Here is a 16,921-nt window from a genome sequence, read left to right on the forward strand (position 1 = left end):
ATCCGCGACATCATTTTTGCCACCCAAAGGCTGCTCAACCGCAGCTTGGAAGGTGATGCTGTGACGCGACAAATCATAAGAGGCGCGTGTGACCGCCAGCAGGGATTCACGGCTCTGAGTCTCGTCAGCATAGTCATCTTTGGTCATGCGCAAACCGCCTGACACGTCAAAGCTGGTGCCGTCATGCACGGCCAAGATTTCACCGCTAGTGCGGGTATCATCGGTAGATAAATTATCTTCGCGGTACACTTGCGCATCGACGCGGCGCACAGAGCGGCGACCCGTTTCGGCATCGTCACTTTGGCCCGCTTTGAACGACCCGCGCAGGCCGTAGCGGCGAATGTCATTGGTCGCAGATGTCGTTTGACCCAAACCAAAGCCACCGTCTTCTTCACGGATATAGGCCTCGGCTGTCAGCTTCTCGGAATTATGGACAATTTCCAGTAATTTCGCATCAGCCGTTTGATCCCCGTCGAGAGCTTTATTTTCAGTCATCGCCCATTCGGCGCGGATACGGGTATTGTCCGTCACATCGGCAATGACATCAACGCCGATTTGGTTCTGCTCTGCGCCAGCGGATAATGCGCTGCCATTTTCATGGGTGAAGGTCGTGCCGACTTGCAGCTTATCATCCATCATTTGCACTTGGACACGACCACCCGCCGTGACGTTGCGTTCAACATCTTGGCTGGTTTCATAATCGACAATAATCACATTGGGATTAAATTCGGCATCTGTTGCATCGACGGGAAGGCGGAAAATCAACTGACCCGTATAATAATCCAGCGTGTAATCCAGGTAACGGACGAGCACTTTACGGTCGAGAATAATGTCAGGACGCACACGGTCACGCGTTTCGACCACGACTTCTTCGGACTGTGCAATGATGCGATCATTCGACAACTGATAGGCACCAGAGAGGCCTTGGGCTGCCACTTCATCCCGCGCAAAGCCTTGGTTAGTTTCAGCGGCAAAGCCGAGGACTTGCACATCATCGCCCAAATATTCGCCTTTGAATCCGGTCAAGCGACGCGAGTAGCTCGTCAAGCGACCCTCGGTGATATTTGTGTCGTAATCGCCGAACATGGCATAGGCCGTAGTAATCAGGGATTTTATGATAGCTATACACCAAACAAGGTGAAGGAAATGGCTTCGCAGATAAAGGACGTTTTGTCACCGGGTGACCTCGGCGATGTCAAACTGGGTTAGAAAGTTTTAGCGTCTTATCTGGTTGCTTTTTTCTGCTCTAATCTGCACCCTATGATTGCTAATTAGGGGGTCTGATGAAAGCTATTTTATTTGTAGTTGTATTTGCTGTTGTAAAATTTGTGTATGTTTCAGTATTAAAATTTCTGATGCTTGGCTGGTTTACTGTAACGACTAGATTTATGGAAAATATGCTTTCGAACACACCTAATGGTGCTGACGATGCAATATTATGGGGACGCATTCTCGGCTTTGTCTCTCATCCCATGCTCTGGTTTGTTATTTTAATGGTGAATTATGGATACGGTTAACACGCTAATCCTGCTTAATGGGTAGGCTCTTTAATAATTAGGAATGTAATAGGGCGCGCCTGTCATCATATCCCGGTATTTTCCTTGGGTGACAAGATGCAGAATGGTGTTGGAAAAGGAATTCATCAGGCCGACGCCTTCCTGATCGGGATGAAAAACAAAAGACCCACCCCAAAAATCGATGACCTCGCCGTGATGCAGGCCCTTTAAACGCTCAGGCTATTTTCTAGAGCCCGGTCGCTGCGTCGGGATGCGATTAGGATTACCAACGCGACTGTGATGATGACAAGGGAGAGCTGGATCGCTGTTTGGTAGCTATAAGCGCTGGCGATCAGGCCCATGGAGACGTTGCCCAACATGCCGCCGAGGAAGAGGCTGTTCATATAAAGCGAGGTGGCGCGGCCGAGACGGCCGTTGGCGAAGCTTTGGACGAAGGTGATGCTGACACCCGCGAAGATACCGTAGTACAGGCCCTCAAGTGCGGCACCCGCCACCAACTGAGGGATGCTGTTCACTTGGGATAGAATATAGAAGGTTGGCATGGCGATCAGCGTTGCGGCATAGAGTGCTGTTCTGGCGCTGAACTTTTGCATGGCATAGGGAATAAGAAGAATAACAGCGACTTCGGTCAGGCACTTGATGCTAAAGGCCAGACCCGGCGCATAGGTTGGCAGTTTGGCTTCCTGCGTAAAATAGAGCGGCAAGGCAGCACTGGTCAAAATATGCGCCCCGGCGATAAAAAGACAGGCGGCTGATGCCAAGTATAATCCGTGATTGAGTGATCTGGATTGAGATGATGCTTGTTGCGAAGATGGTTCTTTGGCCGCAGCAGTAAAATCGCTTGGCACGACACAAAACCACAGGACAACCCACAGGACGGCGAGGGAGGCTGCTGTATAAAAGACGAAAGAGTTTCCCCATTGTCCGGCAATGAAAAAGGAAAGCGCCGGGGCAATCATCCAACCGAGTGAGGTCATGCTGCGCAGATAGGAATTGTAGGTGGTAATGGCCATGCCCTGTTGTTCAGCATAGGCCCGGCCAAAGCTATACATGAGTGAGGTTGAGGCATTTGAGAAACTAAAACAAATACTGATAAAGCCAATAATCACCCAATAGGCCGGATAGAGCGAGAGTGTCGCGGTTGCGGTTAGAAAAGCGAACGCGGATATGGCAATGAGTGGACGGACCCGCGCCCCCTTGTCAAAGCGTTCCCCGAACTGGCGGTTCATCAATAGGGTTAAAACACTGACAAGCCCGACATATATACTAATTTCCCAAGGATCACGCCCCAGTTCATCGATGATGAAAAAACCCATGAAGGGCACGATCATGGCGTTACAAAAAACCCCGGTAAAAAGCAGAAGCAGGATAAGATAGGCTTGGCTGTTAACGGGGGTACTATCTTGAGTTTCTTTTTCGGGCTGTGTCTTTGTCGGATGTGCGTTTGTAGGATGTGCTTTTTTAGGGGGTGTATTCTTTGGGTAGGTCATGGGGGGCAGCTCATCGGGGGACGGGTCATGGGGTGTTCGTTTCTACAAAGCGGCGTTATGAGCCCTGTTCTCAAAAATATTTACGGCATCGCGCAGCATGGATGCAGCCGTGGGAACGGGTTCGCGTTCCCAGAGTTTGTGGTACATGATGCCATAGATATCGGTGTGAAGTTCCACCGCCATTTCCCAGCCTGTGCAATGGGCAAGGAAACTGTCTTGTGGCAGGGCAATGGGTTCAACCGAGAGCTTGTCATTTTCGTATTTGGCAACCAGCTTGATTTGTTTGCCTTCAGTTTGGGCCGCTTTCAGATCAGCTTCGGTAATCTTTTCGATGCCAGTAACATCAACATCTTTGAGGGTGACAGTCTGCCGCAAGATGGCATTGGCAATAATGACCAGTTTGTTTGCGGTATCCCAGCCACCCACATCAAGGCTGGGGTTTGCTTCGGCAATGCCGCGTTCTTGTGCCTCGGCCAGTGCATCGTCATAGGAACGCCCCGTTGCCATTTCATCCAGAATAAAGTTACTGGTAGAATTGAAAATACCCTGAAGCTTGTTGATGTCAGCGGCGATCAAATCGCGTCTGCCGATATTGAGTATTGGCAAGCCGCCGCAGACCGTCGCGCTCATTTCCAAGGCTGCGCCAGATCCCCGTGCGAGGTTCTGTAGCTCTTCATAGGCAAGTGTCACCGGGCCTTTGTTGGCAAGGACGACAGAAATACCCATGGATAACGCTTTGCGGGTAATGCCCAGTCCGGGTTCACCGGTTTTTAAATCGACGGGGGACGCTTCGAAAATCAAATCAATTTTGGTGTCTTCCAGAACATCCTGAATGGACGCGCCTTTTCTGAAACCCTGAAAAGAAGAGGCCCGTTTGCCCGCATTTTTGTGGTTAATGATGGCCTGAGCTTCAAAACCGTCCAGATTAACAGCAACGCCAGAACTATCGGAAACGCAAACAATCTGAAAACAAATACCGTGATCGCGGTGCAATCTTTCTTGTTTGTTGATCAGGATCGTCAAAAGATTTTTGTTCACCGAGCCAAGACCAACAAGGGCCGTTTTGATAATCATGAAATGTGCTCTCAAAGAAATCTTGTTAAATAATATACCGAGTAAATAATACACTGTGTAAATAATATACTGGGAATGAAGCACTTTAAAAGTATTCTTTGCAAGCTCTGCGTGTGTGGTTTTTATTGAAAATAATGAAAACAGGACCATTTTAGAATGAAGCGTGGGGAGGCGCTCAATTTGGAAGGCATTATTTCAACCCTTTTTATAATGGTAATCGTGGGTTTCTGGAACGTTATCAGAATGGCGGTTTTCAGAATATTTTACGAGATCATCATTCTGTCGATCTGGCAGGCTTTTAAATGGTGGGGAGAGCTTTGGATAAAGAGCGTTCGTTTTGTGTCGCCTCAAAGCCTGCGAACGGCAATTTATTACCCCATAATAACAAAGACATTGGGGTGCTTATTGGCGATTGCCATTAATCCGATTTCTATCAGCATGATTGTTTATCACTGGCCCTATATCCGGCCTTTGATTGCGGGGTAATCAAGGGTGATTTTTCAAAAGGTCCCTGAAAAAAGACGCAGTAAAAGACGCAGTGAAAGATACTGTGAAAAATTCTGTAAAAATCCGAGATCTCTATGAAAACCTCTGCGAAGATTTTTGTGGAAACTGATGGGTTTTGAAATCGAGCCTCTGAAATAGAGAAAAAGATCTGAGAAAATAAGATAAAGCTGATAGTATGTAAGGTGTAGGACAAGATTCTAACGTGAGGGGTACAACACGACGTTAGGAATCTGGCATGAATAGCAATGCGAGCTGGTTGAATATCAAAAGCGGGCTAAAGCAAGCTTTACGGCGCTTATGTTTGCTTGTTGGCTGTTGTCTTGCGGTCCCGTCCTTGTCGTCTGTTTCTGCTTTGGCGCAAAGCAAAACATCTTCCCCGGTTGGTGAACCGTCTTCTGAATATCCCCTTACAGAACGCAAGCTTGTGATCGGTGTGTCCGAATGGGCGCCCTATATGGGGTATGATTTACCTGATCACGGTCTGGTTGTTGATGTCTTGAAAATCGCCATGAAACGCGCAGGGATCGATGTAGAAGTAAAGGCTATTCCCTGGTCACGTCTGCTCAAGGAAACTTATGACGGCAAAGTCGATCTGATTCCAGGGCTTTGGTATCAACAGGATCGAGATGAGAAGATTGCCTATGGTTCGGTTCTCGCTGAAAATCGATTGGTTTTGATTTCACATAAACGCGACCCGCGCCGTGTTCATACCATAGATGATTTGAAAAACCGTTATGTGGGCATTGCTCAGGATTATGCCTATCCAAAGGCCTTTGCCCAAGCAACACACTTTAAACGTGACGTTTCCAAAAATTTGGAAATTATTCTCAAAAAACTAGAAGATGGTCGGGTTGATGCTGCTCTTGCTGATGAACTCGTCGCGCGTCACACTGCGAATTTACTCTTTCCCGGTCGCACAGTATTTTATTATGGCACCGAAGCAATCGACGTCAAAAACCTTTATATCGGCATCTCGCGTAAAACCCGCGGATACGAAGCGATTTTGCAGCTGATTGATAAGCATCTAAGCGCGATGAAAGCGGACGGAACCTATCGCAACTTACTAGTCAAACACGGTTTGTTGGACCTCAACAGTCAGTGACTGTGCGTGATTGAAATCATAAAAGCTTAAGGCCGTGCAAACCAAGGATTTGTTTTACCTATTATGACCTTCTCGTGTTGCTGCGTTTTTATAGCGCTAATTGTTCCTTGGCTGATTTCGTCATGTGAAAGCCACCTGCTTTTGCCATCTTTCATCTGAAAGCCGAGAACAGCGATTTCCAGCGTTTGAGTGCTGATTATATTAGGAAGCGCAGGTGACTTTGCCGGATTGTCAAAACCGCTGCCGACGACCCAGATAATACGTGCATTTCTTGTTGCACAATTCAATGACAGACTTTCGAGAAACGGTACTGGGTTTTGATGTAACCAAGCCAATATCAAATCGTATCTGGACTGAAGAGTGCCTTGTTTATATTCGGGGGGCATCTGTTTGGGGGAATTATCTTGAATAGTCGCATTTAACAGATTTTGTCGTTGGTGTGGATTTGTGTAATCACACGCGATATCTTTTGCGAACCATCCCCGATTCCGAATTTTATTTACAAAATCAGATGGGTCTCGGGAAACGATGGTTGTTTGTTCAGAATGTTCAGCCAACCACATGCCTGTGGTTGACAGCATTCCTGTCGTTCCAATTTGTAAGGTGTTTTGAAATCGCAAGGGGTCCACCAGCTATCGTTAATCTGATCAACGATAGCTTAGATGGTTTTTAGCCTAGGGTTCAATATAATCCGCTTTGAGCTAGACAGAACTGGTTTTCCGACCTGATCTGTTACCGGTTTGGTTTCCGGCTTTATTTCCCGGCCGATTACTAGGGCGGTTACTGGGCCGATTTCCGGGTCTGTTTCCGGGCTTACGATTTGGTTTGCCCGCTGGTTTTTCTGATGTTCTGCCCGCCGGATTACCAGCTGGCTTGCTGTTTGCGTTGGTGTTCTCTGCAGAATTTTGTGAATTGCCGGATGGTTTTGGTGACCCGGAACGCCGATTTTTATTACCCGTTTTGTTAGCGGCTCTTCCTTTTGGTGATCCGCCACGGGCGTTTCTGTTTGGGCGTCCGCCACGGTTATTACTATCTTTTTTTGCACCAGCGGGGGCGGCGGCCATACCTTCTTCGTGGTAAGGGTGCTCTTCAAAAACAGGCACGGATTGGCGGATATTCTTTTCAATATCTTTCAGATAAGCACGTTCTTCATGATCACAGAAGGAATAGGAAATACCTGTGGCACCTGCACGGGCTGTTCGTCCGATGCGGTGAACATAGCTATCTGGTTCGTTCGGAAGCTCAAAGTTGATGACATGGGTGACACCATCCACATCAATGCCGCGCGCAGCAACATCAGTGGCGACAAGCGCACGGATCGCGCCATCACGGAAATCAGCCAAGGCACGTTGACGGGCGTTCTGGGATTTATTGCCGTGAATAGCGGCAGAGGTAACGCCCAGTTTTTCCAAAAACTCTGAAACGCGGTTCGCGCCGTGTTTTGTTCTGGTGAAAATCAGAACCCGTTTAATCGCTTCGTCTTTGAGGACATGTCCCAGCAAATCACGTTTGCGGCTTTTGGGCACCATCATCACATGCTGTTCAACCTTTTCAGCGGTGGTGGCCGCAGGGGCAACCTCTACACGGACGGGGTTGATCAGAATGGTGTTGGCCAGTGTGGTAACGGACTTGGGCATCGTCGCGGAAAGCAGAACCGTTTGCCGTTTATCAGGTAGTTCCTTGATGATCTTCTTGATGTCGCGAATAAAGCCCATGTCGAGCATCCGGTCGGCTTCATCAAGAACCAGAAATTCAACTTCGTTTAGCTTTATATGTCCCTGAGACATCAGGTCAAGTAAGCGGCCGGGCGTTGCGATCAGGATATCAACGCCGGGGGCCATTGCTTTGATTTGTGGTTTTTCTGACGCGCCGCCGAAAACAATGGTGCTGCGCAGGTGCAGATATTTGGAATAGTCGCGGACGTTATCTGAAATCTGAATGGCAAGTTCGCGTGTCGGGGCCAGGATCAGCGACCGTGCTGTCTTGGCCTTACGCTTGCCTTCGCCTTTGAGCAAATACTGGATCAATGGCAATGAAAAGGCAGCGGTCTTTCCGGTTCCCGTCTGGGCGACGCCAATCAGATCTTTTCCTTCCATAATGTTGGGAATAGCCCGTGATTGGATCGGGGTCATTTGTTCATAGCCCCCTTCCTTAATCGCACGAAGAATAGGGTCACGGAGGCCGAGATCGGAAAAATTGCTCATTATCGCCAAATATCAAATTAATAGAATCAGATTTCACTATAGCTGAATAGCCCACCTGTCAATCAACGATCCTGCGGGGCAGCCATGTCAGGAGACGTATTTCAGGCTGAAAAAGAACCCGCACAGGAAAGTCGCGTGTTGTGAGGGCGTAAGGATAAATCGGATAGGTAAAGAAAGGGAAAAGATGAATATCTGGTTTCCTAAAGCGTTGCGCTAAGAGTGATTTTATAGCTGCGAAAAGAAAATTTTCCATATAATTATTATTAATATCAATTGTTTAGGTGGAGTTTCTGCACTCGTCATTAAAGTTTTTCTTGCGATGGCTGACTCAAAAGTGTATCCCTTTAGCACTACCCAAAGGGATGCACTTTTAATGATTTGATTTGTTCAAGTGGTATTCCCAAAGGGCATGAATAGAGTATTTTGTTGAATTGTATTAGGAATTTTTTATGACATATATCACCATGGGCGAACGTATCGAGGCAGCACGTAAAAGTAAGGGATTAAGTGCATCGCAGCTTGCGCGCCGTGTCGGTGTTAAAGTCTCAACCATGAATAATTGGGAAAGTGATCGTTCTGAACCTCGCGCGAACAAGCTTGTTGCGCTGGCAGGTGTGTTGAGCGTTAATATGATTTGGTTGCTGGAAGGATCAGAAGATAATACCAGCCTGCCGCCAAATGTAGAAGTTGTTGAGACCGCAGATCTGCAGAGCAAGATTAACCGCCTGCAGGCGATGCACGAACGTATGGTGCAACTTCTTTTTGAGATTTCCAGCGAAGTAAACCGCGTTCAACGCGGCATCAAAGATGATCAGGCCGAGCAGGACGCGGCCCAACTTTAAAGTATTGTTCTATAATTTTTAATTCTGAAAATTGAATTTATAAAAGTGGATTGTATATTTGGTTTAGTAGTTTAGCTTAACTTTTTCTCAAGACGTAAAGAGAGAAGTATAGATAAATGACGATAGAACGATGGTTTAAAACTGCGTTTTAATTTTCCGAATAAAACGATCCACTTTTCCTTTGCTTAGGCTTTCGCTGCCATAAAGAGAAAGCATCTGAAACCGGCATTTGGGCGCACAGGTGCCTAGGATCGCGGTTTTAAGGACACGTCGAACCGGTTGTCGTAAAATCAACAGATCAACCCATCTGGGTGAGCCAAGGGTAGTAATGACCTTCATCTCAACCAGATTGTCGAGCTTGGGCAAAATAGCCTTGTTGTTATCTGCGTGATCATAGGCATGACCCGGCGCCCACACCCGATCAAACCACCCCTTGAGGATGGCGGGAAAACCAAACCACCAGGTCGGAAAGATCAGCACAAGGCTCTGCGTTTCTTTGAGCTGTTTTAAATCCTGCTCCAAGACACTACTATCAAATTTTTCCGTAAAATAACTCTGCCGCTCGGCAGGGGTGAGGGTGGGCGCAAAGCTTTCTGCATAAAGATCTTTGACCGTGATCTCGTACCCCTTGGCCTTCAAATGCGCAATTGCCTCCTTCGCGAGATGTTTGCACAAACTGTCTTCCAACGGATGCGTTATAACGACCAGACACTTCACTGTATTTCCCTTGTTTAAAACGCTATTTTGATTTGGTATCTATGCAATACTGCAACTATTGATAAGTTTAAAGGTGCCTATGGGTTAATTTATGAATTTGATGGGCAAAGGGAAGTGGAAATAGGCAGGGGTGTTTTTTCGGTTAGCGTGATAAAAAGAGGGGCGTGCGAAAAAAGGTTAGATCCATTTTTGTCACCGACGATACCTGTTGTTGAAGATTATTGAGAATACTTAATGGTATAAGCTAGTGAAATTTAATGAATAACGTAATAACTAAAGAAAAATGTATTCCTTATTTGTTAGAAATTGCTCCTGATTTTACCCATGCATGGCAAGATCACTTGAAGTACTGGGAGGGTGAAAATACAAGTATTTGGTTGGATATAGGAGCATTTTCTGATTATGTAATTGATGCAATAATCAAGATGGATGATGACCAAAAAACGAAACTATTTAATGCCGTTGAAGAGTTATTGATATATGGTGATGACGATGTCCAAAATGCTATCGCTACTTGTTTTTTAGAAAATATCGTAAATGCTTCAGATGAGATAATACCAAGCGATGTGTTTGTTTCTTTCTTAGGTACATTTTCTCGTGAGCATTGTTGTACGTGGAATGAGTATAATGGAATTCGTGAAACGTTTTTCTAAATGTTAACGTGTATTTTTGATTATTAAAGGTAGAAAATATCCATTTAATTTGGACATTAGTGCCTGTCATACAAAAATTTTCTAATCCTCTGCAAAACGATAAAATAGAAATTTCAACAAAGAATATAAACATGTCGATATTCTCCATCTCTTTATCAGATGACGCTGTAATTCATTATGATGAGCCCTGTGCCTTGGGAACCATCAAGATTGATAATTTCCAAGAGGATTTTCATGCCCCACTTACATACTGGAGTATCGATGATTATCGAAAGCAGTGGAGAGAAGCATGTCAGGATCTATTAAATGGCTGCGAAAAGACAGCCTTGATGGTGACTATGTATGATCCGGAACATGCAAATTTCCTCATGACATGGTCGATGTATAAGGTGGAAAATATGGTTCATATTCAGAATACGATATTGTTTCTTGATCAAGTATCGTTTGATGAGGCTAACATTGCCAAAAGTATCTCAGACCGAGAAATCATGTCTGAAGATGGTGACCGAATTTCTGAATGGTCAGTCTCTATTGATGCCATAGAAAAATTTGTCGGGTAATTTAGGGTAGGAATTATTGGATCAGATGCTAATTACGAAGAATGAGGTTGTTGATATATTTTCAAAACTTCTAGCAGGAAAGATTACCAGAGAAGATGCTAATTGTTGGGCCTGTGAGAAAATGTATGCATTTGATTCCGATAAACTTGAGTTTTCCCCACCTGAAGATGAAGAATTATTATGGTCAGGGGTGATGGATCTTATGTTAGTTGATAGTCAAACGTCACCTGACGAGTATATGTATTCTTTAGAAGAAATAGATGAAGTTTATCGAAAAAAATGGGTAGATAATCTATAGCGGAATGATCAGCCTCAAGAAGATCAATTAACTATTGTCTTTATAGAAAATAATTTCATTTTTTTAGGAAAAGGCCCATCAGGATAAGTTCCTTCTGGGCCTGCTTTTCAAAACTCTTCTAATCTGTACCGTCGGTCTTTAAGCGTTCGTCACAATGCCTTCAATTGAACCCAGAATAGCCTCGACTTCTTCGGCGGTGTTGTAATGGGCAATGCCAATGCGCAGGATGCCTTCGTCCATTGGAATACCCAGGCTTTCAACCACGCCGATGGCATAGTTATGGCCACTCCAGACGAAGATATTTTCTTCACTTAAAGACTTTGCCAAGGTATCCGGTTTTACCTTGTTATGGCGGATCGACACGGTTGGCACCCGTGCTTTCATCTGGTTCTGTGCGGTGGGGCCAAAGATTTCCACGCCGTCAATTTCTTGCAAACCTTTGATCAGTTGGCTGGTCAGGTTTTCTTCGTATTCGATTGCGGCGTTGAAGGCCGTGGTCATCTGTGCGCGGCGAGATCCGGTCTGGCCCAGTTCGCCGCCCAGCCATGCGTAATAATCTATGGCGGCGGTCAAACCAGCCAAAAGCTCAATCGCGGGGGTGCCAGTTTCATATTTGGTCGCCAGTGTTTCCGGCACGCAGCGGCATTTATAGGCGTGCATTTTCTCGAGTATTGATCGTTTGCCCCAAAGAACCCCGATATGTGGGCCAAAGAATTTATAGGGTGAACAGATCAGGAAATCACAGCCCAAGTCTTTGACGTCAATTTGGTGGTGCGGGGCCAGTTGAACCGCATCAACATAAACCAGCACATCTGATTTATGGGCCTCGGCAATAATGGACTTAACATCGTTGATGGCCCCTGTCAGGTTACTGGCGTAGTTCAGGGCCAACAGCTTTGTTTTATCGGTAATCAGGCTTTTGATATGTTCGGGTTCGATCTTCCAGCTTGCCTTGTCAAAGTCGGCCCACTTGATCACCAGATCCAAATCCTGCGCAATTTCTAACCATGCGGCAACGTTACCTTCGTGATCCATCCGGGTGACGATAATTTCATCCCCCGGTTTGAAATCCCGACAGATACTGCGCGACATGTGCATGGTCAGTGTTGTCATGGTGGCACCGATAATGATTTCGCCGGGATCATCAGTCCCCATGAAATCCGCCATGGCAAGATGGCAATCATCAACGACCTTTTCTGCGGCAATAGATGTTGGGAAGTATCCGCCAAGGTTGGCATTGGCATTGAGAAAACAGTCCGAAACAGCCTCAATAACGCGCGATGTTACCTGTGTTCCGGCGGGATTATCCAGATAGATCCGCCGTTGTTTTTTGCCCTGTATGGTATCGGTCAGGGATAGAGAAGGGAATTGCGCGCGAACGCTTTCGATTGGGAAAGTCATGTTGTAATCCTCAAAAAACCACTTTGTTCTGTAAGGATTGTTGTCAGGTCTCTTTTATTTGAACAATCATCCTAAAGGATGAGTTTGGGGTGTTTCCTTTCCCTCAAAAGAGAGAATGCTATGCCTTGTGATGTCTTAGTGATGCCCTTTTGGGGGGCGGCGGGAGGACATATGGGATGACATGAGCGCAAAAAGCTCTGCCTGTGATGAAATACCGAGCTTGCGATAGAGATTGCGTCGGTGGGTTTTAACCGTTGGCAAGGCTATGCCGAGGTGAAGACCGATGGCTTCTGATCCGTGGCCAGAGAGGATTAAATCCATAATATGCTTTTCGCGGCGGGTCAGAAAATCTGGCGCAGACAAAAGCGGCTGATTAGATGGCATGTGCCCCGGTGTGGTGTGACCCTGCGACGTGTGATCCGGTGTGGTGTGACCTAGGCCAAGGGTTTCACAATGCTTTTTGATGGCGCTGATGATAATGGGCACCAATTCTTGTGACTGTTCAAGCAAGGGGGCGCCTTTGTCGGTGTGATCAATCTTTTGCGATAGAGAAATTTCGATCACATCATCACCGGGCAGAGGAACCGCCAGCATAAGTTCCTGCATGCCCAATGGCCAGCCATCGGTGACATAACCGATTTCTTCCTTCTGATCCGGCCGCATCTTGTAATCGGCATTGGTTCTGGTTTTCTCTGTATAGGAACAGGTGGGTGCTTTTCGGGCTTGAGCTTTTCTGGCTTGGGATTTTCTGGTCTGGGCTTCCCGTGACAGGGCTTCCATCGTATGCAGGCCGGGTTTAAGGCCTTCGCGACAGGCGTGGTAAAAGGGGTTGATCTGCCACGTGCTTTGTAGGAAATTTTTCAAGCCTTCCCGATACCCCAGCGGGCTTAATCCATCATAGAGAACCTGTGGGCGATGTTCCTTTTCATATTGAAAAATAATACAGAATTCGTGCGGAATTACCTGTTTCATCTGTTCCGCGATCCATGGGAAAAAATTGGCATTCCCAATGTTATCAATAAGCGCACTGACCCAGAGAGAGGCATTGAAATGTGTATCGTCCTGTTCAGGTTTGAAGCCTGTTGATCGTAAAATCTCACCTGACATCTTTGGTCTTTCTGACGTATGATTTGTGCTGATCGTTGATAGCTTTGCTGGATGGTGTGTTGGATTATATCACCATTATTGACGCTGTCGATTGGGTTGCAAAGTTGGTTTCTATAACATTTCCTGAGGCGAGTTTGACCGCGATCTGGTTGTTAGAGGACACGGTTATGTTGACGTTGCATGAAGTCAGATTTTTCTTGATACTTCTTTGATCATATAACTTGCTTAATTATTCAACCGGGGAAGAACCAATGATCTTTACCCAAAATGGAAACGAACTGTGATGCCTGATACTTTATCCGATAGCCAAAGGATGACACCTGCCGGGAAAATGAGAGCTGCGGGATTAGGGTTAAAGTTTCCAGGCGAGCCGGGGGCAAAAAATGCGATCACGGATGTTGCGGGGGTTAGCGTTGGTTATACGACCCTGATTGATGGTCACGGAGCTTTGAAGGTTGGGCAGGGGCCTGTGCGAACGGGGGTGACGGCTATTTTACCCCGACCTCGGGCGGATGTGTGTACACCGGTTTTCGCCGGGTACTTTTCCCTGAACGGTAATGGAGAACTAACCTCGTCTCACTTTTTGGAAGAAGTGGGGCTGATGTCGTTGCCGATAACGATTACCAATACCCATGCCTGTGGCTTGACCCGTGATGCGACCTTGCGATGGGCCAATCGGGCTTTCCCGGATGAATTCGCAGACAGTTTCGGGCTGCCCGTTGCAGCGGAAACCTATGATGGGTTTTTAAATGACATCAATGGCTTTCATGTTACCAATGATCATGTATCCCAAGCCATCGAAGCTGCAATAGATGGCCCGATTGAAGAAGGCAGTGTCGGCGGCGGGACGGGAATGAAAAGCTTTGATTTTAAAGCTGGGTCTGGCACGGCATCTCGACGGGTACAGTACGGTGATACGACTTACACTGTCGGCGCTTTTGTGCAATCAAACTTTGGCAAACGGGATGATTTAACCGTTTTGGGCTATCCGCTTGGTAAAGAGCTTTCCGAAACCAGAATGGTTGAGAAAACGAGAAGTACTGAACTCAGTTCGATCATTGGCATCATTGCAACAGATGCGCCTTTGCTGCCTCATCAGCTCAAGCGTTTGGCACGGCGGGCTGCATTGGGCATGGGACAAACCGGGGGAATTGGAGCCCATGGGTCTGGTGATATCTTTTTGGCCTTTTCCACAGCCAACCGGGATGTGCTGGCAACGAAAGAACAGGCTGTTCAAAACGTTTCTTTTATCCCCGATACAGATTTGGATTTTCTGTTCGAAGGGGTAATCCGATCAATGGAAGAAGCCATTATTAATTCGATGGTGGCCAACGAAGATATGGAAGGGCGCGATGGAAACTTTGTTCCTGCGCTACCGCATTCGGCCCTGAAGAAATTGGTTAAGTGGCTTCAGGAAAGGGCTGAACGATAAGGGGATAGAAAAAGGCATGTCAAAAGATCTTACGTAAAAGACGTCGGCTGATCCTTGCTGTGATTGAGGGGCGTTGTGGGGGGAGAGAAAGCGAGAGTTAAAAGCTAATATTGAGGGCCACGTAATATAGCTAAAGGCTATGGAGCCGGTCTTCGGGCAGATCCTGTATCAACTTGTTGGCAAGTTTCGTCCACTCGTCAATCAGGGCTTTTGCCATGATAACCTTGCCCATGTTTTCTGGTGAGGGCGCGGGCGTGTCTTGGGCAGCTAGTCCTTCGATAATGGCACGAACCTGTTCGGGGCTTACCTGTACCCTGAAATGGTCTGTGTTTCTGTTGTTGATATCTTGAGCTGATTTTCCCAACGGCGTACCGTGAACGACATTGCGGATGGTCAAGGCCAGTTCTGGGTTCTGTTTACGTAAAATCTCATAAGTGAACATCAGGCTGCCGCGGCTAAAGACATCGGGGTCATTGTCAATATGTCGGGAATTTGGATCAGAGGAACAGCGGGAAGAAATTTTTAATGACATAAGGGTGTTTTCCTCGCTATCGTGTTTGAATTATTATATTTTTACCACATCGTTCCTGTATTTCTCGGTTATATCTTACGCGTAAAGAGTTAATGAGTATTCAATTCTTTTCATAGAACCCGCGAGACCGTGGTTGTTCATTGTAAATCGAAGATCTAACGCCCTGATTTGAGGGCGGCCAGGATGACCAGAAATATCAGTACGCCATAAATACTAGCAGCCATATATAAATACCTTAACGCTATAAACGTAAAATAAAGACAAGTGCTGCGAAGCAAACTCATAGGAAGAAGAGAAAGCACTCATGATATTTTTGAAGTTGATTATGGGGACCTTGATCGGGATCAGTCTTCTTTTGCTGGTTGCTTTGGTCTTTATTGGCCGGGATAGGGGCCTCGCGCTGTTTTTTGGTCCGGTTGACGAACAAAAAATTGATTTTGTAACGTTGTCGCTGGCGCCAACGCCAAATCAGTTTCTGGTCTGCCCCAAAGGTTATTGTAATGCGCCAAGCGATCTTGAAAGTCCGGTGTATAATCTTTCGGTGGATGCACTAAAGGCCGAATGGATGACACTGATGAATAAACAGCCGCGGATAGAAAAAGGATCTGTGGATAGCGAAAATCTTCAGTACGATTTTATTCAACGGACCGAATGGATGCGTTATCCCGATAGCATTACTGTCCGCTTTATTCCTTTAGGGCCGACAATCTCCACTCTGGCGATTTATAGCCGTTCTCACTATGGGAAAGATGATTTTGGGGTGAATGAACAGCGGATAAAGAATTGGCTATCCGAGTTGTAAGTCAATCTAGTCAAGTTACTCTGAAACCGTTTCAATAGCACATTTAAATATATCTTAAGCACTTCGTTCATACTATCGCATGTTTGGCTATCTATGGTTGGGCTGTGGTTGGGCGCTCTTGAACCTTGAGCGACTTAAAGATTAGAACAAACTAACGTAAAATCTGACCATATACGAGTACGTGGCCTTCTAGACGTTTTTGGGAAAGGAACGTTATGCGCGTGTTATCTGGTGGTTTTCTTAAAGTAATCAAGTCCGGTGTTTGTGCTGGGGGGGCCATAGGCTTTCTCGGTATTAGTGCCCTCGGGCAGTCTTCGTATGCTGAAACACAACCTCCCTCAAAAAGCTTAATTGATGCCATGAACGGGACGATTAACGTTGTATCCGAAGTGGGTAGCGGCTCTACATTTAACTTAAGCCTTCCATTGCCCATCGGCCTTGATGAAAAAAACAACACTCCCCAATTATTAGAAACTCAAGACGGTTTCCCAGCGCTCATATTCTCGAATGATGATTTATTGCAGCCCGTTTTAAAGGCCTATCTAGACCCCTTAAATATGTTCCCCATGATCGCGAATAAATGGGACAGCATAGAGAAAATATTACTGAACATCGCCAAGAGAGATGTGCTCTTCCCTATCATTATTATAGACATGTCACTCCCGAATGAACTGTCAACAACA

The 16,921-nt window shown here is 46.3% G+C and carries 20 protein-coding genes; 11 read left to right on the forward strand and 9 right to left on the reverse strand.

Features of this window, described 5'->3' with window-relative positions; translation table 11 throughout:
- Positions 1-1,086 (reverse strand): hypothetical protein (locus tag Q0241_RS07815; protein WP_299375634.1); only part of this gene is annotated, 1,086 nt, incomplete at its 3' end.
- Between the two features lie 197 nt (positions 1,087-1,283).
- Here Q0241_RS07815 and Q0241_RS07820 point away from each other — a divergent pair.
- Entirely contained in the window at positions 1,284-1,517 is a 234-nt protein-coding gene (locus tag Q0241_RS07820) for a hypothetical protein (protein WP_299375637.1), read from the forward strand.
- A gap of 206 nt (positions 1,518-1,723) precedes the next feature.
- Here Q0241_RS07820 and Q0241_RS07825 read toward each other — a convergent pair whose 3' ends face one another.
- Positions 1,724-3,007, reverse strand: coding sequence for an MFS transporter (locus tag Q0241_RS07825; protein ID WP_299375640.1), 1,284 nt, complete (start codon positions 3,005-3,007; stop codon positions 1,724-1,726).
- 42 nt (positions 3,008-3,049) lie between these two features.
- Positions 3,050-4,081, reverse strand: coding sequence for a homoserine dehydrogenase (locus tag Q0241_RS07830; RefSeq protein WP_299375643.1), 1,032 nt, complete (start codon positions 4,079-4,081; stop codon positions 3,050-3,052).
- Positions 4,082-4,237: 156 nt separating this feature from the next.
- Between Q0241_RS07830 and Q0241_RS07835 the strand changes: the two genes are divergently transcribed.
- Entirely contained in the window at positions 4,238-4,567 is a 330-nt protein-coding gene (locus tag Q0241_RS07835) for a hypothetical protein (RefSeq protein ID WP_299375646.1), read from the forward strand.
- A gap of 256 nt (positions 4,568-4,823) precedes the next feature.
- Positions 4,824-5,690 carry a transporter substrate-binding domain-containing protein gene (locus Q0241_RS07840; protein WP_299375649.1) on the forward strand — a complete coding sequence of 289 codons (867 nt, stop codon included), beginning with the start codon at positions 4,824-4,826 and terminating at the stop codon, positions 5,688-5,690.
- 26 nt (positions 5,691-5,716) lie between these two features.
- On the opposite strand, the gene Q0241_RS07845 is transcribed toward Q0241_RS07840, so the two are convergent.
- Together Q0241_RS07845 and Q0241_RS07850 are read right to left on the reverse strand one after the other, a co-directional pair.
- Positions 5,717-6,271, reverse strand: a complete 555-nt coding sequence (locus tag Q0241_RS07845; protein ID WP_299375652.1) for a hypothetical protein — start codon at positions 6,269-6,271, stop codon at positions 5,717-5,719.
- Between the two features lie 120 nt (positions 6,272-6,391).
- Positions 6,392-7,894, reverse strand: coding sequence for a DEAD/DEAH box helicase (locus Q0241_RS07850; RefSeq protein WP_299375655.1), 1,503 nt, complete (start codon positions 7,892-7,894; stop codon positions 6,392-6,394).
- 449 nt (positions 7,895-8,343) lie between these two features.
- Here Q0241_RS07850 and Q0241_RS07855 point away from each other — a divergent pair, with 449 nt between their 5' ends.
- Positions 8,344-8,736 (forward strand): helix-turn-helix domain-containing protein, encoded by a 393-nt coding sequence (locus tag Q0241_RS07855; RefSeq protein ID WP_299375658.1) that lies wholly within the window; start codon positions 8,344-8,346, stop codon positions 8,734-8,736.
- Positions 8,737-8,871: 135 nt separating this feature from the next.
- On the opposite strand, the gene Q0241_RS07860 is transcribed toward Q0241_RS07855, so the two are convergent.
- Positions 8,872-9,453: an NAD(P)H-dependent oxidoreductase gene (locus tag Q0241_RS07860; RefSeq protein WP_299375661.1), complete on the reverse strand. Its 582-nt coding sequence runs from the start codon at positions 9,451-9,453 to the stop codon at positions 8,872-8,874.
- 27 nt (positions 9,454-9,480) lie between these two features.
- Here Q0241_RS07860 and Q0241_RS22545 point away from each other — a divergent pair, with 27 nt between their 5' ends.
- The 4 genes from Q0241_RS22545 to Q0241_RS07875 all read left to right on the forward strand — a co-directional run bounded on the left by Q0241_RS22545 (position 9,481) and on the right by Q0241_RS07875 (position 10,964).
- A complete protein-coding gene (locus tag Q0241_RS22545; protein WP_366941157.1) occupies positions 9,481-9,678 on the forward strand; it encodes an Imm7 family immunity protein in 198 nt (65 codons plus the stop codon).
- 32 nt (positions 9,679-9,710) lie between these two features.
- On the forward strand, positions 9,711-10,106 hold the full coding sequence (locus Q0241_RS07865; protein ID WP_299375664.1) for a hypothetical protein: 396 nt from the start codon (positions 9,711-9,713) through the stop codon (positions 10,104-10,106).
- Between the two features lie 131 nt (positions 10,107-10,237).
- Positions 10,238-10,666 (forward strand): hypothetical protein, encoded by a 429-nt coding sequence (locus Q0241_RS07870; protein ID WP_299375667.1) that lies wholly within the window; start codon positions 10,238-10,240, stop codon positions 10,664-10,666.
- Positions 10,667-10,682: 16 nt separating this feature from the next.
- Complete coding sequence (locus Q0241_RS07875) at positions 10,683-10,964, forward strand: hypothetical protein (RefSeq protein ID WP_299375670.1); 282 nt, start codon at positions 10,683-10,685, stop codon at positions 10,962-10,964.
- 138 nt (positions 10,965-11,102) lie between these two features.
- Here the strand turns inward: Q0241_RS07875 and Q0241_RS07880 are convergent, their stop codons facing one another.
- Positions 11,103-12,365, reverse strand: a complete 1,263-nt coding sequence (locus tag Q0241_RS07880) for a cysteine desulfurase-like protein (protein ID WP_299375673.1) — start codon at positions 12,363-12,365, stop codon at positions 11,103-11,105.
- Positions 12,366-12,500: 135 nt separating this feature from the next.
- Positions 12,501-13,472, reverse strand: coding sequence for a helix-turn-helix transcriptional regulator (locus Q0241_RS07885; protein WP_299375676.1), 972 nt, complete (start codon positions 13,470-13,472; stop codon positions 12,501-12,503).
- Between the two features lie 283 nt (positions 13,473-13,755).
- Between Q0241_RS07885 and Q0241_RS07890 the strand changes: the two genes are divergently transcribed.
- Positions 13,756-14,904, forward strand: coding sequence for a P1 family peptidase (locus tag Q0241_RS07890; protein ID WP_299375679.1), 1,149 nt, complete (start codon positions 13,756-13,758; stop codon positions 14,902-14,904).
- Positions 14,905-15,034: 130 nt separating this feature from the next.
- On the opposite strand, the gene Q0241_RS07895 is transcribed toward Q0241_RS07890, so the two are convergent.
- Positions 15,035-15,436 (reverse strand): hypothetical protein, encoded by a 402-nt coding sequence (locus Q0241_RS07895; RefSeq protein WP_299375681.1) that lies wholly within the window; start codon positions 15,434-15,436, stop codon positions 15,035-15,037.
- 304 nt (positions 15,437-15,740) lie between these two features.
- On the opposite strand from Q0241_RS07895, the gene Q0241_RS07900 reads away from it, so the two are divergent.
- Both Q0241_RS07900 and Q0241_RS07905 read left to right on the forward strand, forming a co-directional pair.
- Positions 15,741-16,238, forward strand: coding sequence for a DUF1499 domain-containing protein (locus Q0241_RS07900; RefSeq protein WP_299375684.1), 498 nt, complete (start codon positions 15,741-15,743; stop codon positions 16,236-16,238).
- A 215-nt stretch (positions 16,239-16,453) separates the two neighbouring features.
- Positions 16,454-16,921: hypothetical protein (locus tag Q0241_RS07905; RefSeq protein WP_299375687.1), on the forward strand; the 468-nt coding region annotated here is incomplete at its 3' end.

Origin of the sequence: uncultured Kiloniella sp. (assembly GCF_937128705.1) — a bacterium.
In the GTDB taxonomy this organism is placed as follows: Bacteria; Pseudomonadota; Alphaproteobacteria; order Kiloniellales; family Kiloniellaceae; genus Kiloniella.